Origin of the sequence: Variovorax stachyos (genome assembly GCF_051400855.1) — a bacterium.
GTDB lineage: Bacteria > Pseudomonadota > Gammaproteobacteria > Burkholderiales > Burkholderiaceae_C > Variovorax.
Genome location: NZ_JBLFFN010000005.1, coordinates 316,987 through 336,198, shown reverse-complemented (window position 1 = coordinate 336,198; position 19,212 = coordinate 316,987). Strand labels below are relative to the sequence as shown.

General features: G+C 68.3%; 21 protein-coding genes. 12 read left to right on the top strand and 9 right to left on the bottom strand.

The window, feature by feature from the left end; genetic code table 11:
• Positions 1–10 precede the first annotated feature (10 nt).
• Positions 11–886, top strand: a complete 876-nt coding sequence (locus ACMGEZ_RS12030; RefSeq protein WP_436822491.1) for a CoA transferase — start codon at positions 11–13, stop codon at positions 884–886.
• A gap of 103 nt (positions 887–989) precedes the next feature.
• On the opposite strand, the gene ACMGEZ_RS12025 is transcribed toward ACMGEZ_RS12030, so the two are convergent.
• Both ACMGEZ_RS12025 and ACMGEZ_RS12020 read right to left on the bottom strand, forming a co-directional pair.
• On the bottom strand, positions 990–1,967 hold the full coding sequence (locus ACMGEZ_RS12025) for a Bug family tripartite tricarboxylate transporter substrate binding protein (protein ID WP_436822490.1): 978 nt from the start codon (positions 1,965–1,967) through the stop codon (positions 990–992).
• Positions 1,968–2,080: 113 nt separating this feature from the next.
• Positions 2,081–4,186 (bottom strand): esterase-like activity of phytase family protein, encoded by a 2,106-nt coding sequence (locus tag ACMGEZ_RS12020; RefSeq protein WP_436822489.1) that lies wholly within the window; start codon positions 4,184–4,186, stop codon positions 2,081–2,083.
• A gap of 239 nt (positions 4,187–4,425) precedes the next feature.
• Between ACMGEZ_RS12020 and ACMGEZ_RS12015 the strand changes: the two genes are divergently transcribed.
• Positions 4,426–4,872 carry a universal stress protein gene (locus tag ACMGEZ_RS12015; protein WP_436822488.1) on the top strand — a complete coding sequence of 149 codons (447 nt, stop codon included), beginning with the start codon at positions 4,426–4,428 and terminating at the stop codon, positions 4,870–4,872.
• On the opposite strand, the gene ACMGEZ_RS12010 is transcribed toward ACMGEZ_RS12015, so the two are convergent.
• Both ACMGEZ_RS12010 and ACMGEZ_RS12005 read right to left on the bottom strand, forming a co-directional pair.
• Complete coding sequence (locus ACMGEZ_RS12010; protein ID WP_436822487.1) at positions 4,869–5,849, bottom strand: hypothetical protein; 981 nt, start codon at positions 5,847–5,849, stop codon at positions 4,869–4,871. The two genes, ACMGEZ_RS12015 and ACMGEZ_RS12010, sit on opposite strands and share 4 nt — an antisense overlap.
• A 57-nt stretch (positions 5,850–5,906) precedes the next feature.
• Positions 5,907–8,270, bottom strand: coding sequence for a YgiQ family radical SAM protein (locus ACMGEZ_RS12005; RefSeq protein WP_436822486.1), 2,364 nt, complete (start codon positions 8,268–8,270; stop codon positions 5,907–5,909).
• 151 nt (positions 8,271–8,421) lie between these two features.
• On the opposite strand from ACMGEZ_RS12005, the gene ACMGEZ_RS12000 reads away from it, so the two are divergent.
• Both ACMGEZ_RS12000 and ACMGEZ_RS11995 read left to right on the top strand, forming a co-directional pair.
• Positions 8,422–9,390, top strand: coding sequence for a bifunctional helix-turn-helix transcriptional regulator/GNAT family N-acetyltransferase (locus tag ACMGEZ_RS12000; protein ID WP_436822485.1), 969 nt, complete (start codon positions 8,422–8,424; stop codon positions 9,388–9,390).
• Between the two features lie 77 nt (positions 9,391–9,467).
• On the top strand, positions 9,468–10,304 hold the full coding sequence (locus ACMGEZ_RS11995) for a DUF6159 family protein (RefSeq protein ID WP_436822484.1): 837 nt from the start codon (positions 9,468–9,470) through the stop codon (positions 10,302–10,304).
• A gap of 12 nt (positions 10,305–10,316) precedes the next feature.
• Here ACMGEZ_RS11995 and ACMGEZ_RS11990 read toward each other — a convergent pair whose 3' ends face one another.
• The 3 genes from ACMGEZ_RS11990 to ACMGEZ_RS11980 all read right to left on the bottom strand — a co-directional run bounded on the left by ACMGEZ_RS11990 (position 10,317) and on the right by ACMGEZ_RS11980 (position 12,917).
• Positions 10,317–11,099, bottom strand: a complete 783-nt coding sequence (locus tag ACMGEZ_RS11990) for a 3-hydroxybutyrate dehydrogenase (protein WP_436822483.1) — start codon at positions 11,097–11,099, stop codon at positions 10,317–10,319.
• 102 nt (positions 11,100–11,201) lie between these two features.
• The gene (locus ACMGEZ_RS11985) at positions 11,202–12,422 is read right to left on the bottom strand and encodes a patatin-like phospholipase family protein (protein WP_436822482.1); all 1,221 of its coding nucleotides are present in this window, start codon (positions 12,420–12,422) and stop codon (positions 11,202–11,204) included.
• Between the two features lie 45 nt (positions 12,423–12,467).
• On the bottom strand, positions 12,468–12,917 hold the full coding sequence (locus ACMGEZ_RS11980) for a CHRD domain-containing protein (RefSeq protein ID WP_436822481.1): 450 nt from the start codon (positions 12,915–12,917) through the stop codon (positions 12,468–12,470).
• Between the two features lie 107 nt (positions 12,918–13,024).
• On the opposite strand from ACMGEZ_RS11980, the gene ACMGEZ_RS11975 reads away from it, so the two are divergent.
• The gene (locus tag ACMGEZ_RS11975; RefSeq protein WP_436822480.1) at positions 13,025–13,576 is read left to right on the top strand and encodes a DUF924 family protein; all 552 of its coding nucleotides are present in this window, start codon (positions 13,025–13,027) and stop codon (positions 13,574–13,576) included.
• Here the strand turns inward: ACMGEZ_RS11975 and ACMGEZ_RS11970 are convergent.
• The gene (locus tag ACMGEZ_RS11970; RefSeq protein ID WP_436822579.1) at positions 13,573–14,484 is read right to left on the bottom strand and encodes a YihY/virulence factor BrkB family protein; all 912 of its coding nucleotides are present in this window, start codon (positions 14,482–14,484) and stop codon (positions 13,573–13,575) included. The genes ACMGEZ_RS11975 and ACMGEZ_RS11970 overlap by 4 nt on opposite strands.
• 89 nt (positions 14,485–14,573) lie before the next feature.
• Here ACMGEZ_RS11970 and ACMGEZ_RS11965 point away from each other — a divergent pair, with 89 nt between their 5' ends.
• The 7 genes from ACMGEZ_RS11965 (at position 14,574) to ACMGEZ_RS11935 (ending at position 18,431) form a co-directional block, all read left to right on the top strand.
• A complete protein-coding gene (locus ACMGEZ_RS11965; RefSeq protein ID WP_436822479.1) occupies positions 14,574–15,161 on the top strand; it encodes a chromate transporter in 588 nt (195 codons plus the stop codon).
• A 16-nt stretch (positions 15,162–15,177) separates the two neighbouring features.
• On the top strand, positions 15,178–15,777 hold the full coding sequence (locus tag ACMGEZ_RS11960) for a chromate transporter (protein ID WP_436822478.1): 600 nt from the start codon (positions 15,178–15,180) through the stop codon (positions 15,775–15,777).
• A 20-nt stretch (positions 15,778–15,797) separates the two neighbouring features.
• Positions 15,798–16,766, top strand: coding sequence for an aldo/keto reductase (locus tag ACMGEZ_RS11955; RefSeq protein WP_436822477.1), 969 nt, complete (start codon positions 15,798–15,800; stop codon positions 16,764–16,766).
• A 93-nt stretch (positions 16,767–16,859) separates the two neighbouring features.
• Positions 16,860–17,030 carry a SoxR reducing system RseC family protein gene (locus ACMGEZ_RS11950; protein ID WP_146039330.1) on the top strand — a complete coding sequence of 57 codons (171 nt, stop codon included), beginning with the start codon at positions 16,860–16,862 and terminating at the stop codon, positions 17,028–17,030.
• Positions 17,031–17,230: 200 nt separating this feature from the next.
• A complete protein-coding gene (locus ACMGEZ_RS11945) occupies positions 17,231–17,671 on the top strand; it encodes an Hsp20/alpha crystallin family protein (protein ID WP_436822476.1) in 441 nt (146 codons plus the stop codon).
• Positions 17,672–17,682: 11 nt separating this feature from the next.
• Complete coding sequence (locus ACMGEZ_RS11940) at positions 17,683–18,087, top strand: Hsp20/alpha crystallin family protein (protein WP_436822475.1); 405 nt, start codon at positions 17,683–17,685, stop codon at positions 18,085–18,087.
• Between the two features lie 80 nt (positions 18,088–18,167).
• Positions 18,168–18,431 (top strand): hypothetical protein, encoded by a 264-nt coding sequence (locus ACMGEZ_RS11935; RefSeq protein ID WP_436822474.1) that lies wholly within the window; start codon positions 18,168–18,170, stop codon positions 18,429–18,431.
• Here ACMGEZ_RS11935 and rlmB read toward each other — a convergent pair whose 3' ends face one another.
• Positions 18,432–19,181, bottom strand: a complete 750-nt coding sequence (gene rlmB, locus ACMGEZ_RS11930) for a 23S rRNA (guanosine(2251)-2'-O)-methyltransferase RlmB (RefSeq protein WP_436822473.1) — start codon at positions 19,179–19,181, stop codon at positions 18,432–18,434. It lies immediately after the preceding gene.
• Between the last annotated feature and the right edge of the window lie 31 nt (positions 19,182–19,212).

Genomic DNA, 19,212 nt, shown 5'->3' with positions numbered 1-19,212 from the left:
GGACACGCCCATGCCCACTTCCCCCGACCTCGTCTCCGCGCCCCTTTCCGGCGTGCGCGTGCTGAGCCTCGCGCTCAACCTGCCCGGCCCCGCGGCCCTGATGCGCTGCCGCGCCATGGGCGCCAGCTGCCTGAAATTCGAGCCGCCCGCCGGCGACCCGATGGCCCACTACAACCGGGTCGCCTATGCCACGCTGCATGAAGGCGTGCGCATCAAAACGGCCGACCTGAAGACCGAAGCCGGCGTGGCGCAGCTGCACCGGAGCCTTGACCAGACCGACGTGCTGCTGACCTCCTTCCGCCCCTCCGCCCTGGCCAAGCTGGGCCTGGGATGGGAGGCGCTGCACGCCCGGCATCCCGCCCTCTCGCAGGTGGCGATCGTCGGCGCTCCCGGCGCGCGGGCCGAAGAACCCGGCCACGACCTCACCTACCTGGCCGAGAGCGGCCTGGTCACGGGCACCGAGCTGCCGCCCACCCTCTATGCCGACATGGGGGGCGCGCTGCTGGCGAGCGAGGCGGTGCTCAAGGCCGTGCTCTGCGCGCGCGCAGAGCCGGGCAACGGCGTGTATCTCGAAGTGGCGCTCAACGCCTCGGCCGACTGGCTGGCGCTGCCCCGCACTTGGGGCCTGACCCAGCCCACCGGCGCCGTCGGGGGTGCCCATGCGGGCTACCGCGTCTATCCCTGCGCCGACGGCCGGGTGGCGGTGGCCGCGCTGGAGCCGCATTTCGCCACGCGCTTGTGCGAGGCGGCGGGCATCGGTCCCCAGGACATGCTCGCGCCGGCCACGCGCGAAGCCCTGGCCGCCTGGCTGCGCACCCGCACCCGCGCCGAGCTCGAGGACATGGCTCGCGAGCGCGACGTGCCGCTGCTCACGCTGGAGACATGAGCCGCACAACCGCCCCGAAAGCGAAGGTACTCCAGTGAGCCGCCGGCCGCTCCCAAGGCGAATAGCACCGCAGCCGAAGGCGAAGGTGTTCCAGTACCCCCGTTCAGAGCTTGATGCCCGCGCCCTTCACCGTGGGACCGAGCACGCCGACCTGCTCCCGCACGAAACTCTGGAAACGAGCGGTGGTTTCCGGCTTGCCGACGATGCCGAGCTCGACCATCTTCTTCTGCACCTCGGGCATGACCAGCACCTCGTTGCAGGCGGCGTTGAGCCTGGAGACCACGTCGGCCGGCAGCTTCGCCGGCCCGCTCAGGCCGAAGAAGTTCTCCAGCACCAGCTTGGGCTGGCCGATCTCCACCACGGTCGGCACCTCCGGCGTGAGCGGCGAGCGCGCCTGGCTCGTCACCGCGATCGGCACGAGCTGGCCACTCTTGAAGAAGGGCACGAAGGCCGTGAGCACGTCGATGCCGACCGGGATCACGTTGGCGATCAGGTCGGTGGTCATCGGCGCGCCGCCGCGATAGGGCACGTGCACCATGTTGGCGCCGGTGATCTTCCGGATCAGCTCGCCATGGATGTGGCCGACGGAGCCCGGCCCGCCGGAGCCGAAGTCCAGCCGGCCCTCCTTGCGCGCGCGGGCTTCGAGATCGGCGAATGTCCTGATGCCCGAGTCCTTGCTGGCCATCAGCACCAGCGGCGCCGAGCCCAGATAGGCGATGTGCGTGAAGGCCGCGACCGGATCGTAGGGCTGCTTCTCGAGTGCGAAGGGGCCGAGCGCGATCGGCGTCGTGTTCGAGAGCATGAGCGTGTAGCCATCGGGCGCCGCCGCCGCCACCTGCGCCCCCCCGATGGTGCCGCCTGCGCCGGGCTTGTTGTCCACCACCACGGACTGGCCCAGCTTCTTTCCGAGCTGCTCGGCCATCACGCGGGCCAGGATGTCACTGGCGCCGCCGGCAGGAAAGGTGACGATGATCTTGATCGGCTTGTCGGGCCACTGGGCGAGGGCCGGCAGCGCGAGCGATGCGGCGCCGGCGGCAAGGAGTTGGAGCGCGCCGCGGCGCGTGGGGCAGTTGCAGGTCATGGCGTCTCCAATGCAAGAGCGATGCCCGTTGCCTCGCATCATGCGAGCGCCGACCTCGAATCACAAGCCCTACCCGCCCGGCCCACCACCGCGCCCGGAAGGACGCCGCGGGCTCAGGACGCCGGCAGCAGCTCGCCCAGCTTGCGCTCGAAGCGCAGCAGCCAGATGCGCGTCGGCCGCTCGGCGTCGCTGCCGCGCGTGATGCGCGCGCCAACCACGCCGGCCGGGCAACCGCTGACGATCGCGCCCGCGGCGTCGACGGTGCAGTCTTCCATGCTGCCGGCCACCCGCTGGCCGTTGGCATCGAGCAGCATGGTGCCCAAGCCGAAGTCGTTGTCGTTGACCAGCGCCAGCGTGTTCTCGTCCACCAGCGTCAGGCCTTCCGCCTTCTCGGCCAGCCAGCCCAGCGCGTTGAGGTCGAGCAGCTCGGTCTTCTTCATCGGCACCACGGTCGACCAGTCGGCATTGCCCGAGGCGGCCTGCGTGATGCTGCTGATCTCGAGGTTGTGGTCCAGCGCGGCGATGTTGGTGGCATTGGCCGGGATCTCGACCAGCATCAGCTTGTTGAACACCTTCGCATCGCTCTTGCGCGCGCCCTGCTCGATCACGATGAAGCGGCCGCCGCCCAGGCTCACCATGTCGCCGAGCTTGGCGTTGCCGGTGCGGTCCTTGTCGTACTGGCTGCCGTCGATCGGGTAGGCGTACAACTTCGAGCTTTCGGTCGCCGGGTCGAACTCGAGCCAGCGCGCGAACTTCGCGATGTGGCGCACGTCGGTGCTGCTGCCGCCGGGCGGCCTGGCCTTGATGGACTTGCCTGCGCCGTCCTTCGGATCGATCGGGCTCTGCAGGAAGCCGTGCAGCCTGCCGCTGGCCGCGTCGAGCGCCAGCCCTTCCATGCCGCGGTTGGGCCGCCGTTGCGACAGCACCAGCGGCAGGTCGGCCGCGCCGGCACCGGGGCCGTACTTCTTCTCGATCACGCCGGTGGCGATGTTGATGCGGGCGATGAAGGGGCCGTATTCGTCGCTGGTCCACAGCACGTTGCGGGCCTTGTCGAGCACCAGGGTCTCGGGGTCGAGGCCATCGGCGTCGAAGCCGGCCTTGGCGGCATCGAACACGTACTGCTCGGTCAGCGGCGTCTCGCCGGTCGAGCCCACCCCCGACCGGGGCGGCAGGCCGGTGAGCTTCTTCGCGGCGTCGAGCCTGAGCGCCGTGCTCGACTGCAGCACCGCACCGTTCTTGCCGACCGTGACGACGCCGAAGCTGGGCGCGAAGGAAGGCGCCGGGAACACCTTGCTGATGTTGGTGGCGCCGGCGCCGCCCGGCACAGGGGCCGTCGGGCCATCGCCGTTGGGGCCGCGGTCGGTGATGGCGTAGAACTCCAGCGCACCGTCGGCCGCCGTGCCCTTGAAGGCCAGGCCCGAGCCGTAGGCCGGCAGGAAACCATCCACGAAGTCGGCGCGTGTCTTCTCGTTGCTGCCCTCGTAGGGCACGTAGAACTTCTTGTCGGCCTGCAGCTGCTGGCGCGTGACGCTGAGCGCGATGCTGCCCAGCGCATTGGCCTGCGTAGCCGGTTCGGCCACGGCCGTGCCGAGGCTGGAGGCCAGGGTGTTCTCGAAGTGCTCACGCGCCAGCATGCGCCGGCTCGCATCGGCGGTGCGGGCGCCGTACGGGCTGGGCAGCGACGCGAGCAGCGCGCCGAGCTGGGTGTTGAAGGCGTCCGCCTGTGCGTCGAAGTCGAGTGCGCCCGACACCAGCGCCGCCTTGAGCGCGGTCGTCAGCCTGATGCCGTTGGACGGGTCGCCGTCCTCGTCGAAGCTCTGCAGCGCGAGCACGCGGTTGAGCACCTTGTCGGCCTTCACCCCATCGGCCGTGGCCTGCAGGTTGGCCAGCGTGAGCGGCGTGGTGGTGGCGCCGCAGGTGGCGCTGCCGAGCACCAGCGCGCCGAGGCTGAAGCGCACGGTCTCGCCTTCGTTGCAAATGAACTCGCCCTTGGCGTTGGTCAGGGCCTTCGCGGCAGTGCCGGCCTCGTAGTCCAGGCCTTCGACGGCCGCGTCGAGAAACACCCCGGTGACGCTCTTGGCCGCCAGCGGCGGCGGCGTGCCCGCGCCGCCGGTGGTCGGCGGCAGCGCGAAGCCTCCTCCTCCACCACCGCCGCAGGCCGTCACCACCACGCCGGCGGCCATTGCCGCCAGCCATCCCATCCTCGATCGCTTGCTCATTCTTGTCCTGTGTTCGAAATCAATGGCCTCGTGCACCGCGCAAGGGCCCCGGGGATTAGCGCGAAAGTTTGTGACGAGGCCATGAAACGAAGGCGCTCCGGACCACTGGCCGGCTCGAAACCGCCGGCCGTCGAGCGCTAGGCAAGCCCGCCTAGAACGCGACGGTGCATCTTGTTGGGCCTCTGCCGGCTCGCTACCCTGGAGCCCGGGGGCGGGATGCTCCCGCCCGGGAGAGCGCCATGTATGAACGCATACTCGTCGCCACCGATGGTTCCGAGCTCTCGGAACTTGCCGTGACCGCCGCGATCGACCTTGCCCTGCTGATGAACGCGGAGCTGGTCGCCGTCAAGGTGGTCCACCACTACCCCACCGGCTACTTCGAAGGCTCGCTGCTGCTGAGCCAGATGGAGGTCCAGCGCATGCAGGAGCAGGCCGATGCGGAGGCGCAGCGCGTGGTCGACGCGGTCAAGGCCAGGGCCGACGACCGGGGCGTCAAGGCGACGCGCGCCGTGGTCATGAAATCGGAACTGATCTCCGAGGCCATCATCGAAGCCGCGCGCGTCCACAAGTGCGACCTGATCGTCATGGCCTCGCACGGCCGGCGCGGCATCAAGCGCCTGCTGATGGGCAGCGAGACGCTGCATGTGCTGACGCACTCGCACACCCCGGTGCTGGTGCTGCGCTAGGAGCCGGATGCCTTCACGGCGTCTCGCCGCCGGTCGCTGCGCTTGTGCTCGAGGTAGGTCGCGAGATCGACCTCGTGCAGCTGTGCGGGGTACTGCTCGATCTGCTCGAACCAGCGATGCAGCCGCTTCTCGGTGCGTTCCGGCGGCGGCGTGCCGAGGCCGGCCAGGTAGGCATCCAGCGTGAGGAAGTAGCGCATCGCGTTGCGCTCCATCAGACCACGCAGGCCCCGGATGTATTCGGGCTCGCCGTTCGGCTTCTTGCCGATCACGGTGAAGCCCATCTTGTGACTGCCGAAGGTCGCGAGGTAGGCCATGGTGGCCAGCCGCGCAACCATGTTGTGGTCGTAGGCGTAGCCGAAATGCAGGAAGGTCTGGCGCTCGCCGAGCGGCACGGCCTCGAGCGTCACGCGGTAGTTGCTGGTGCCCAGCGGGCCGCTCTCGGCCGACAGCCTGACCTCCAGGTAGTCGCGCGAGGTGCTCGCGACGCGATGCACGAAAGACAGCTCGAAGGCCTTTTCCACCGGCTTGTCGTAGCGTGGCACCACGCTGAGCGTGAGGGTCTCGCCCTCGGGCTGCCGGCTCACTGGAGTACCTTCGCCTTCGGCTGCGGTACTGTTCGCCTTCGGAGCGGCCGTGCGGCTCACGCGGCAGCGACGGTTGTTGATGTGAAGCAGCAGCATCTCGCACCACTGCGCACCATCGGCAAGCGCGGCGCGCACCTGTTCCAGCGGATGGTCCACCACCGCGTAGACATCGCCCTGGAGCCCGCCATGCGCCTCGGCCGATTCGAGGTGCACCGGCCGGCGCAGCGGACTGCTGGCGAGCTGGTCGGCCAGCTTGTTGTGCTGCTCGCGCAGGGCCGCGGCAGAGCCGGCGGCCGCCGGGTCAGCCTGGGCGCCGAGCGCGCAGGCCGCGAGCAACAGGCCCAGGCCCGTGCGAGAAGCGCGACGCAGGGCAAGGGCTGGGTGCCGGTTCATGCACCACACCATACAGCCAGCGCCAAAACGCCGCCTGAACGATTCCGGCAGACGTGCTCAGCGACCCTTGCGCGTCGGCTTGACGCGGCCGGCACCGGTCTCGCGCGGCGGCAGGCCCGTGTGCTGCGTGAGGATGCGGCCCTTGGCGGGCTGGACCGGTTGCAAGGCCACCGGCGTCGAGTTCTTGCGCCGCGCGCTCTGGTAGCTGCCGTCCGTCAGCGGCTGGTAGGTCGGGATCAGGTGATGCTTGCCATTGCCGATCAGGTCGGCACGGCCCATCTTCTTCAGGGCCTCGCGCAGCAGCGGCCAGTTGTTGGCATCGTGGTAGCGCAGGAAGGCCTTGTGCAGGCGGCGGCGCTTGTCGCCGCGCACGATGTCCACCGTCTCGCTCTCGCGTGTGATCTTGCGCAGCGGGTTCTTGTTGGTGTGGTACATCGCCGTGGCGGTGGCCATGGGCGAAGGGTAGAAGGTCTGGACCTGGTCGGCTCGGAAGCCGTTCCTCTTGAGCCAGAGCGCGAGATTCATCATGTCCTCGTCGCTGGTGCCCGGATGGGCGGCGATGAAGTACGGAATCAGGTACTGCTTCTTGCCCGCTTCCGCGCTGAACTTCTCGAACATCTGCTTGAAGCGGTCGTAGCTGCCGATGCCGGGCTTCATCATCTTGGTGAGCGGACCCTGCTCGGTGTGCTCGGGCGCGATCTTGAGATAGCCGCCAACGTGATGCTGCACCAGTTCCTTGACGTACTCGGGCGACTGCACCGCCAGGTCGTAGCGCAGGCCGGAGCCGATCAGGATCTTCTTGATGCCCTTGAGCGCACGTGCACGCCGGTAGATCTTGATCAGCGGATCGTGGCTGGTGTTGAGGTTCGGGCAGATGCCCGGGTACACGCAGCTGGGCTTGCGGCACGCCGCCTCGATCTCCGGGCTCTTGCAGCCGATGCGGTACATATTGGCGGTGGGCCCGCCGAGATCGGAGATGGTGCCGGTGAAGCCCTTGACGCCATCGCGGATGGCCTCGACCTCTTTGATGATCGAGTCCTCCGAGCGGCTCTGGATGATGCGGCCCTCGTGCTCGGTGATGGAGCAGAAGGTGCAGCCGCCGAAGCAGCCGCGCATGATGTTGACGCTGAAGCGGATCATCTCCCAGGCCGGGATCTTGGTCGCGCCGTCATGGCTGCCGTGCTCGTCGGCGTAGCGCGGATGCGGGCTGCGTGCATAGGGCAGGTCGAACACGTGGTCCATCTCGGCCGTGGTGAGCGGGATGGGCGGCGGGTTGATCCAGACGTCGCGCGCGGTCGTGCCTTCGCCGTGGGCCTGCACCAGGGCGCGCGCATTGCCGGGGTTGGTCTCGAGATGCAGCACGCGATTGGCGTGGGCATAGAGCACGGGGTCGGCGCGCACCTGCTCGTAGGACGGCAGGCGGATCACGGAGCGGTCGCGCGGCGGCGGCCTGAGCCGCGGACTTGCTCCCTCGCCCTCTCCCGCTTGCGGGAGAGGGCTGGGGTGAGGGTCAGCCGGCTTGCGCAGGCTCGGATTGGGGATGAAATGGAGCGGCTTCGCCTCGGCCGCACCAGCGACGGCCTGCGCCTCTTCTTCCTTCGCGCAAGTCGCCCCATTCGCCTTTGCCTGCTCCGACACCATCAGGTACGGATTCACATGCGCCTCGACCCGCCCCGGCAGGTCCACGCTGGTCGAGTCGATCTCGAACCAGCCTTCGGGCGTCTCGCGCCGCACGAAGGCCGTGCCGCGCACGTCGGTGATCTGCTGCACCGGCTCGCGCGCCGCCAGCCGGTGCGCGATCTCGACGATGGCGCGCTCGGCATTGCCGTACAGCAGCAGGTCGCACTTGGCGTCCACCACGATCGAGCGGCGCACCTTGTCCTGCCAGTAGTCGTAATGGGCGATGCGGCGCAGCGAGCCTTCGATGCCGCCGAGCACGATCGGCACGTCGTTCCAGGCTTCCTTGCAGCGCTGCGAATACACGATGGCCGCCCGGTCGGGCCGCCGGCCGCCGACATCGCCGGGCGTGTAGGCGTCGTCGCTGCGGATCTTCCGGTCCGCCGTGTAGCGGTTGATCATCGAATCCATGTTGCCGGCGGTCACGCCGAAGAACAGGTTCGGCTTGCCGAGCGCCTTGAAGGGATCGGCGCTGTGCCAGTCGGGCTGCGCGATGATGCCCACGCGAAAGCCCTGCGCCTCCAGCATCCGGCCGATGACCGCCATGCCGAAGCTGGGGTGGTCGACATAGGCGTCGCCGGTGACGATCACGATGTCGCAGCTGTCCCAGCCCAGCGCCTCCATCTCGGCGCGCGTAGTGGGCAGGAACCTGGCCGTGCCGAAACGGGCCGCCCAGTACTTGCGGTAGCTGGTCAGCGGCTTGGCGGCACGCGTGAAGAAGGAGACGTCGACGGGGGCGTTCATGTGGGAGGAGGCGGCAGGCAGGCCGCGGTGGCCCGGTTTCGGGCAACCCGCGATTTTAGGGGCTCGGGGCTTGCCGTGCCCTCTGAAAGGCCATGTCGCGCGAGCGGAAGGCCGGCGCATTTGCTTGCTTCAGTCAACCAATCAATTGACAATGGCATTTATGACCGTCGAATCCCCCGCCTCGCCCGATGTCGCCGCCGTCAAGGCCGTGCGCCAGTTCAACCGCTTCTACACCCGCCGCATCGGCGCGCTCGACCCCTACCTTGGCAGCGACATGTCTCTCACCGACGTGCGGGTGCTCTACGAGCTGGCGCACCGCGAGCAAGCTGTCGCCAGCGAGATCGCGAAGGACCTGGGCCTGGACGGCGGCTATCTCAGCCGCATCCTGCGCCGCTTCGAGGGTGCGGGCTGGCTCGCGCGCGAGACGCACCCGCGCGACGCGCGCCAGAGCCTGCTGCGCCTGACCGAGGCGGGCCACGCCGTCTTCGCCCCGCTGCAGCAGAAGTCGCGCGATGAGGCGAGCGCCCTGCTCTCCGCGCTCACGGCGCCGCAGCAACGGCAGTTGATCGATGCGATGCATACGGTGCAGGCGCTGATCGAGCCCGAAGCCAACGCGCCGGCCAGGCCGCGCACCGCGGTGCTGCGCGACCCGCAACCGGGCGATATGGGCTGGGTGGTGCAGCAGCACGGCGAGCTCTACGCCCGCGAGTACGGCTGGAACAGCGAGTTCGAGGCGCTGGTGGCCGAGATCGCCGCCGAGTTCGTGCGCAAGTTCCAGCCCGAGTGGGAGCATTGCTGGATCGCCGAGCTCGACGGCGAGCGCGTGGGCGCGGTGTTCCTGGTACGCAAGTCGGCCACGGTCGCACAGCTGCGCCTCTTGATCCTGACGCCGCAGGCCCGGGGCCTGGGACTGGGCGCACGGCTGACCGACGAATGCATCGCCTTCGCGCGCCGCAAGGGCTACCGGAAGATGGTGCTGTGGACCAACAGCTGCTTGCTGGCCGCACGCCACATCTACGCGACGCGCGGCTTCGAGCTGGTCAAGTCCGAGCCCTACGAGGGCTTCGGCCAGCAGCTGGTGGGCGAAACCTGGGAGCTCAAGCTCGCTCGCCAAAGATGATACACATTGATACACTCTCGGCCGGCCCGCGGCGCTTGCCGCGCAAAAAGGCTCGGTCCATCCAAGGGAGTGAATCAATGTTCGAACGTCTCGGGCGCAGCCTCGAACTGGCCTCCGCGAGCTGGCGTGTCCTGCAAGGCGACAAGTCGCTGCTCGTACTTCCGCTTCTGTCCGGCCTCGCGCTGGTTTTCGTCATCGCTTCTTTCGCGCTGCCGGCCTGGACGGACCCGCAATGGGCAGCGATGTTCCAGAAGTCGAAGAGCGCACACAGCCCGAAGGCGGGCCACTATGTCCTGCTGTGGGTGATGTACCTGATCAGCTTTTTGGTCATGACCTTTTTCAACACCGCATTGGCGATCGTCGTGCTCGCCCGCGCCGATGGCCACGCGCTGTCGATCGGGCAAGGGCTGCGCGAGGCGCGGGCCAAGCTGCCCGATCTGCTGATGTACGCGCTGGTCTCCGCCACGGTGGGCATCGTGCTGGAGTTCGTCGACGAGCGCGTTCCCGTCATCGGCAAGTTGGCGATCGGCCTGTTCGGCGTCGGTTGGAGCATCGCCACGTACCTCGCCAGACCGGTGCTCGCGGCCGAGAACGTGGGACCGGGCGAGGCCATTGCCCGCAGCCTGAAGCTGTTGCGCACCTGCTGGCGCGAAGGCCTTGTCGGCACCGCCGGATTGCGCGTCGCCGCCGGTGCGATCACGACGCTGGTGGCGCTGATCGCCATCGGCATGATGTCCGTCGGCTCCAGCACGCTGCCCGGCTTCGCGTTCGGCATCGCCGGCATCGCCGCGGTTTCGCTGGTGTTCACCGCGCTCGACGCGATCTACTGCGCTTCGCTCTACCGCTACGCCATGGATGGCGAATCGGGCTCTTTCGACGAACACCTGCTCTCGGGCGCCTTCCACGAGCGCTGAGCGCTCGCCCGCCTACTGCATGAACCAGCCGTGGCTCACCACCAGCGACTGCCCGGTGAGCGCATTGGTGGGAAAGGCGGCAAACAGCAGCGCAACGCGCGCCACGTCGTCGGTGGTGGTGAACTCGCCGTCCACCGTCTCCTTGAGCATCACGTTCTTGATCACCTGCTCCTCGGTGATGCCGAGGGTCCTGGCCTGCTCGGGAATCTGCTTCTCGACCAGCGGGGTACGCACGAAGCCGGGACAGATCACGTTGGCGCGCACGCCCTGCTTGGCGCCCTCCCTCGCCACCGTCTTGGCAAGCCCGATCAGGCCGTGCTTGGCCGTGACATAGGGCGCCTTGAGCAGCGAGGCTTCCTTGGAGTGCACCGAGCCCATGTAGATCACGCTGCCGCCGCGGCCCTGCGCGTACATGTGCTTGAGGCAGGCCTTGGTGGTGAGAAAGGCGCCGTCCAGATGAATGGCCAGCATCTTCTTCCAGTCGGCAAAGCTGAACTCCTCGACCGGGTGCACGATCTGGATTCCGGCATTGCTGATCAGGATGTCGATGCCGCCGAACGCCTGGGCGGCTGCCTCGACAGCCGCGTCGACCTGCTCTTCGCTGGTGACGTCGACCCCGACGCCGATGGCCTGCGCGCCGCTCACCTCGAGCTCGGCGGCGGTGGCGTCGGCAGCCTGCTTGTTGAGGTCGGCAATCACGACCTTCGCGCCTTCCTGCGCGAACAGGAGGGCGATTTCCTTGCCGATGCCGCTGGCCGAACCGGTGATGAAGGCGACCTTGTCCTTGAATTGCATGGAATGTCCTTGGGATGAAGGTGGAAGGATGGTGGCGCGTGCAAGCTGCGTGCCGGTGACAGAGCTTGGCGCAGGAGTCTTGGTCCAGCCTGACCAGCCGCGTCAGCGCGCCGCCTCCGGAATCGTCGGCACCCGCATCGGGCGGCGAACGCGTGGCTTCTCGGGTTCGGCGAGGTCGAAGGTGGTCACGCCGTTGGCCTGCGCCGCTGCGCGCAGCAGCTCCGGGTGCTCCAGCGTGTTGCGGATGTCGCGCAGCCCGGCCTCCCAATGCTCGTCGACGGAGGCGCGGGAGAACTCGTAGTCCTTGGAGTCGAGCTCGTACGGCTTGTCGCGATAGATCAGGTGCACGATCTCGATCGGCTGGTGCGTGAGCTGCGCGCACACTGCGGCCACGCTCGGGTCTTTGCGCAGCGAGGCCGGCAGCTTGGCGATCAGGTCGGCCACGGCCTGCTGCAGGTTCATGTTCGAGGCCAGCGCGTCGGTGTTCATGCGGGTGCGGCTCGAGTAGGTGATGTCCTTCTGCCGTTCCAGCGTCTCGGCCAGGGTGCGCGGCATGATGCCGCGAGCGCTGAACAGGTCCACCTGCAGCACCAGCAGCGGCTCGGTGCGCGGATGGGTGTCGAGCACGTATTGCAGCGGCGTGTTGGAGACGATGCCGCCATCCCAGTAGTCCTCGCCGTCGATGTGCACCGGCGCGAAGCCGGGCGGCAGCGCGCCGCTGGCCATGATGTGCTCGGGGCCGATGCGCTGCCGGGTGTTGTCGAAGTACACCGAGTTGCCGCTGCGCACGTTGACCGCGCCCACGCTCAAGCGGATGTCGCAGTCGTTGATGCGATCGAAGTCCACCAGCCGCTCGAGCGTGGACTTCAGCGGCGAGGTGTCGTAGTAGCTCAGCACCGGCGCAGCGCCGCCGAGCAGAAGCACGGGGTTGTTCCGCGGCTTGAAGAAGCCCGGCACCCCGAACATCGCCGTCGAGTTGGCGCTCCACTGGTTGTAGAGCGCACGGTCACTCCAGCCCGGCGGCAGCCGTTGCGCCGGGCCCGAGGACACGAGGTCCCAGAACTCGCGCAGGCGCGCCACGCGCAGGTCGGGCGGATTGCCGGCGATCAGGGCGGCATTGATCGCACCGATGGAGACACCGGCCACCCAGTCGAGCGCCTTGTGCTTCTCGTACACGCCGGCATAGACGCCGGCCTGGTAGGCGCCGAGGGCGCCGCCGCCCTGCAGCACCAATGCCTTCTTGGCGGCCGTGATGTCGACGCGCGGGAAGGAACGACGCGAGGCGGAACCGTTGGTTTTCTTGCTTGGCGTGGTGGTACGCATGGGCCGATTGGACACCATGCGTGCCGAGCCCGAAGGGCCGACGCCTTACATCTTGGGCAGCAACTGGCCCCGGATCTCGCCGTTCGGATTGGCCGCCGTATGGATGTTGGCGTACCACCGGCCGGCCACCAGGTCGGCGGCCTGGGCCGGGGTCAGCGTAGCCTGGCCTTCGATGGGGCTCGCAGGATTCGCGAAGGGCAGCACCACGCCCGCGTTCGCGCCGGCGGAAGCAGGGCCATGGAAATGCGCCGCCGTGGCCGGGCCGCTCAGTCCGGTGTAGGTGATCTTGTATTTGAGGACATTGGTGTCCTTGTTGAGCCAGGCTTCGGCCAGCCCGCTGCCGCGCGTCATGTTGGGCGGCACCTGGCTGGCCGCGTTCATGGTGCCGCTGAAGCTCACCGTGTTGGACCTCGACATCATGCCGCAACCCGCGAGGGCGGCCGTCGCTACGCCCGTCACGAGGGCGGCGCGCAAGAGGGTGGCAGTTCGATTCATGAGCGGATCTCCATAGTTGCGTGAGCGAACAGCATAGGCAGCACGGAACGGCGCGCGTGTCGGCCACGGGCGCGTTTTGGGCGGCGGACAATGGCATCATCCGGCGCATGACGACTGCTCCCCTGCCCTCCGCGCACGAGGTCGCCTCCTTCTGGCGCGACGCTGGCCCTTCGCGCTGGTTCGCGAAGGACGATGCCTTCGATGCCGAGTTCAAGGCACGCTTCGAAGCCGCGCATCACGCTGCCGCCACCGGTGCCCTCGATGCCTGGGCCAGCGAGCCCGAAGGCGCACTGGCGCTGCTGGTGTTGCTGGACCAGTTCCCGCGCAACGCCTGGCGCGGCAGCGCCCACATGTTCGCCACCGACGGCAAGGCGCGTGCGATCGCGCGCGCGGCGATCGAAGCGGGGCTCGATCGGCGGGTCGAGGATGCGCTGCGGCCCTTCTTCTACCTGCCGCTCATGCATTCCGAGTCGCTGGAGGACCAGGAGCGTTCGGTCGCCCTGAATGCGTCGCTGGATGCCAACACCCAGCGCTACGCGGTGCTGCATCGCGACATCATCGCGCGCTTCGGGCGCTTTCCGCACCGCAACAGGATGCTCGGGCGCGAGACCACGGCCGAAGAGCAGGCCTTCCTGGACCAGGGCGGCTTCGCGGGCTAGCGACCGTTCCCCGCGACCGGCTCGCGCATGGGCGAAGGCGGGGCGTCGGGCCGCTGGAAGTGGCGCAGCGAGCCGTACTTGTGTGCATAGACCCAGGTGAACTCCGCCCCCAGCAGGAAGATCTGCGCGGAGTAGTAGACCCACACCAGCACCACCACCAGCGAGCCCGCGGCACCATAGCCCGAGGCCACGCCGGTCTTGCCGATGTACAGGCCGATGAGGTGCTTGCCCACCGTGAAGAGCAGCGCCGTGACCGCCGCTCCGATCCACACGTCGCGCCACTGCACACGCACGCGCGGCATGATCTTGTAGATCATCGCGAAGGCCACCGTCACGATCACGAAGCTGAAAAAGAAGTTGACCGCCTGCGCCAGCGCGGCCCAGCCGCCGAAGACCGGCGCCCACCACTTGCCCAGCGCCGCCAGTGCCGCACTTGCCACCAGCGAGACCATCAGCAGGAAGCCGATGCACAGGATCATGCTGAAGGACAAGAGCCGCACGCGAAGCAGGTTGAACAGGCCTTTGCTGCTGTCGCGCGCGGGTGCGCGCCAGATGCGGTCGAGCGCATCCTGCAGTTCGCCGAACACGGTGCTCGCGCCGAGCAACAGCAGCGCGACGCCGATCACCGTCGCGAAGATGCCTTCCTTCGGCTTGTTGACGGCCTCCAGCATGCCTTGCACCGCGCGCGCGCCCTCCTCCCCCATCAGGCCCGACAGCTGGTTCATGATCTCGCCGCGGGCGGCCTCCTCGCCGAAGACCAGGCCCGCGACGGAGATCACGATCAGCAGCAGGGGCGCCACCGAGAACACGGTGTAGTAGGCCAGCGCGGCGCCCATGCTGGGGGCGTAGTCGGCCTTCCATGAGAGGAACGCCTGCCTGAAGAGATCGAGGAGTGCGCGCACCTGCATGCCCGCCAGTGTCGCAGCATGGGCACGCGAGCGCGTCAGCGCCATTCCAGTGCGGCGGCCGGACCGTGCTGCGACCATAATCGGGCGCGATGCATCCGGCCCCTTCCCTCGCGGCGCAATCCGACCGTCCGCAGCCGCGTTCCGTCGGCGACCTGTTCTTGTCCTTCACCTGGCTGGCGCTGCAGGGCTTCGGCGGCGTGCTCGCCGTCGTGCAGCGCGAGATGGTCGAGAAGAAGCGCTGGCTGACGGCCGACGAGTTCCTCGAGGACTGGGCGGTGGCCCAGGTGCTGCCGGGGCCGAATGTGATCAACCTTGCCTTGATGATCGGCGACCGCCATTTCGGCCTGCGCGGCGCGATCGCCGCGGTGGGCGGCATGCTGGCCGTGCCGCTGTGCGTGATCCTGGTGCTGGCGCTGCTCTATGCCCACTATGCCGGGAACCCGCAGGTCGCCGGCGCACTGCGCGGCATGGGCGCGGTGGCCGGCGGGCTGATCGCGGCCACGGGCATCAAGCTGATTCCCCCACTGCGGCGCCATCCGCTCGGCTTCGGCGTCTGCCTCGGCATCGTGGCGCTGGTCTTCGGCGCGATCGCCCTCGTTCGCGTGCCGCTCGGCTGGGTGCTGCTGGTCGTCGGCGGCGCTGCGTGCGCATGGACCTGGAAGAGGATCAAGCCATGAGCATCGCCGGGGCCTCATGACCATCGTGATGCACTGGCACGACTGGCTCGGCTTGTTCGGCCAGTACTTGATGCTCTCGATGCTGTCGATCAGCGGCGCCATCACGACCGTGCCCGACATGCACCGCTACCTGGTCGACCGGCACGGCTGGCTGACGGACGCGCAGTTCAGCTCCTCGGTCGCGATCGCGCAGGCGGCGCCCGGCCCCAACGTGCTCTTCGTCGCGCTGATGGGGTGGAACGTCGGCATCAATGCGGGCGGCGGCATCGGCGCCGGCCCGCAGGCCTGGGCGCTGGGCCTGCTCGGCTTGACCATCACGATGGTCGGCATCATGGTGCCGAGCACCACCCTGACCTATGTCGCGACGCGCTGGGGCCACCGCAACCGCGAGCGGCGTGAAGTGCGCGCCTTCAAGCAGGGCATGGCACCGGTGGTCGTGGGCCTGCTGATCGCCACCGGCTGGGTGCTGACGGCCGGTAACCATGGCGGCAACGCGCCTGCCTGGCACCTCTGGCTGCTGAGCGGCGTGGTGGCGTTTATCGTCTGGCGCACCCGCATCCACCTGCTGTGGCTGCTGGGTGCCGGTGCCTTGCTGGGCGCCTTCGGCTTCGTCTGAACTTCCCTGGAAAAGCATCCATGCAACTTCGCCCTCTCGGCCGTTCCGGCCTCCAGGTCTCGCCGCTGGCCTTCGGCGGCAATGTCTTCGGCTGGACGGTGGACGAGAAGCTCTCGTTTCGCCTGCTCGACGCCTGGCTCGATGCCGGCTTCAACTTCGTCGACACCGCCGACGTCTACTCGCACTGGGTACCGGGCCACAGCGGCGGCGAGTCGGAAACGATCATCGGCAAATGGCTGCGCCAGGGCGGCAAGCGCAACCAGGTGGTGCTCGCGACCAAGGTCGGCAAGCCCATGGGCGAGGGCAAAAAGGGCCTGTCGCCGGCCTACATCCGCCAGGCCGTGGACGCATCGCTCAAGCGCCTCCAGACCGACCACATCGACCTCTACCAGTCGCATGACGACGACGCCGACACGCCGCTGGCCGATACGCTCGGCGCCTTCGCCGAACTGATCAAGGCCGGCAAGGTGCGCGCCATCGGCGCCTCGAACTACAGCGCGCCGCGGCTCGCCGAGGCGCTGGACGTGGCCGAGCGCGAGGGCCTTCCGCGCTACGAGAGCCTGCAGCCGCTCTACAACCTGTACGACCGCGCGGTCTTCGAGGAGGCGCTGGAGCCGCTGTGCCTCGAGCGCGGCGTCGGCGTGATCAACTTCTACGCGCTGGCGGCCGGCTTCCTGACTGGCAAGTACCGCAGCGAGGCCGATGCCGTCAAGAGTGCCCGCGGCGCCAGCACCACGAAGAAGTACCTGAACCCGCGCGGCCTGCGCATCCTGGCCGCGCTCGACGAAGTCGCGGGGACGTACCGCGTGACCCCGGGGCAGGTGGCGCTCGCGTGGCAGATCGCCCGGCCGAGCATCACCGCGCCGATCGCGAGCGCCACTTCGGTCCAGCAGCTCGAAGAGCTGGCAGGTGCGGCGCAGTTGTCGCTCGACGCCGAGGCGATCGCGCTGCTCGACAAGGCCAGTGCCGAGACCGCACAGCCGCGGTAGGTGGCCGCCGACACGCGTTGGCGGCCGTTGCCGCCGCATGGCCTGCCGCTGGAAGTCCAGACTGTTTCGATCTTCAATTCGGAGAAACAAAACATGTCCTTCGCGCTCTACATGATCGGCTTCCTGCTCTTCCTGGCCGGCCTGGCCTGGGGCGCCTCGGTCATGGGCGTCCCGACGCTCTACATCGGCATCGGCGCCCTGATCCTGCTTGGCATCGGCATCTTCAGCGCCGTCGGGCGTACGCGCAGCAAGGATCCTTCCTAGTCCTGGTGTGGAGGCGAAAAAGGGCCACGAGGGCTGGTCCATGCTCCACCATTGGCGTGCCGTATCGCCGCCCGCCGCCCGCACCACAAGGGCGCATGCGGCCTCTTGAAATCCTCTGCATGCGCTCCTAATTCCTCCCCCGGAAGCGCCGGAGGCGTCTTCGACGCTCCGTCTGGTTCAACCGTATGGAGGTTTTCGCCATGTATCGATCCTTGTTTCCGCGCGACCTGTTTGCCGAGATGGATCGCCTGCAACGCGAAATGCAGCAGGCCTTCGATCTGTCTCCAAGCATCCGGGGCCTGGGCCGCGGCGGGTTCCCGGCCCTGAACGTCGGCGGCACACCGCAGGCGGTCGAGATCTACGCCTTCGCACCCGGCCTCGATCCAGCCAAGATCGACATCCAGCTCGATCGCGGCCTCCTGACCCTGTCCGGCGAGCGCCCATCGACGTTGCCATCGGCGGAGGACTCGAAGTCGACCGTGCACATCAACGAGCGCTTCGCGGGCAGCTTCCGTCGCACGCTGACCCTGCCCGACGATGCCGACCCGGACGCGATCAAGGCCGACTATCGCGACGGCGTCCTGCGCGTCACCGTCCAGCGGCGTGCGTCCGCGCAGCCGCGCCGCATCACGATCCAATGAGGAGCAGCGACATGAACGACGTTGACACTTTCCGCGCGAACACCCCCTCGGCCGCCACCCGGAAGGACAGCTCCGGCTACGGCGAAGCGGCGCTGACGCCGCCTGTCGATGTGGTGGAGGACGCCACCGGCATCACGCTGTATGCCGACCTTCCCGGCGTCTCCAAGGAGAAGCTCCATTTGCAAGTGGAATCCGACACGCTCACCATAGAGGCAGAATCGGATCTGAGCGTGCCCAAGGAGCTGCAGTCCAGCCACACGGAAGTCGGGCTCGGGCGCTTTCGCCGCGTGTTCACCTTGAGCAAGGAGCTCGACACCGAGAAGGTTTCTGCCGAGCTGGCACGAGGTGTGCTGACGCTGCGTATCCCCAAGGCGGCCCGGGCGCAGCCCCGGCGCATCGACATCTCGGTGAGCTGACGGCGCGCACCGGCTTGCCCTTCGGGCGGAACAACCGCCTGGAGGGAGTTGCCCACCGAAAACGAGGAGGAATGCAGGCAATGGACGATGACGGCGAGGTGAAGCGCTTCATGTACGAGGCCTGGGAGGTCCGCGTGTACCTGAACGGGGTGGCTCTCGAAGAGCAGGCCTGGGGCCACGCGGATCTGTGGCGCGATGGCGAGCACAAGTGCCGCGTTGCCTTGAGCGGCCGCTTCGAGGACGCCGCAAGCGCCCTGGATGCACTGGAGCGCAAGGCGAAGGCCTGGGTCGACGACTGGAAGGTGCGCGATCACTCGGGCGAGACGGGCTTCGCCAGCCTGTGATCAGCCTGTGCTGCGCTGGCGCATCGCCTCGTAGAGGCACACCCCGCTCGCCACGGAGACATTGAGGCTTTCCACGGCTCCCGCCATCGGGATGCGCACCAGTTCGTCGCAGGTCTTGCGGGTGAGCTGGCGCATGCCCTCGCCTTCGGCGCCCAGCACCAGCGCGAGGGGCCGCCGGAGATCGCTCTGGTACAGCGTCCCGGGCGCATCGTCGCTGGTGCCGACGCACCAGATGTTGCGCTCCTTCAGCTCGTTCAGCGTGCGCGCCAGGTTGGTCACCATGAAGTAGGGCACGGTCTCGGCGGCGCCGCTCGCGACCTTGGCCACTGTGGCATTGATGCCGGCCGCGTGATCCTTGGGCGCGACAACTGCATGCGCACCGGCACCGTCGGCCACGCGCAGGCAGGCGCCCAGGTTGTGCGGATCGGTGACGCCATCGAGCACCAGCAGCAGCGGCAGCGTGCCGGCGGCTTCGAGGTCTTCGAGCAGTTCGTCGATTGAACGCGTCTGGGCGATCGGCTGCACCCGCGCGGCGACGCCCTGATGGCCATGACTGCCGCTGAGCTTGGACAGGCGCAGTCCGTCGGCCTCGATCAGGCGCACGCCGGCCTCCTGCGCGCGAGTGACGAACTGGCGCATGCGGGCATCGCGCCGGCTGGCGTCGAACAGCACCTCGATCACCGATTGCGGCGCGGTCTTGATGCGCACGCCCACGGCATGGAAGCCGAAGATCACTTTGGGGGAAGACATGGCGGGATTATCGAGCCCGCCTCGCGAGCGC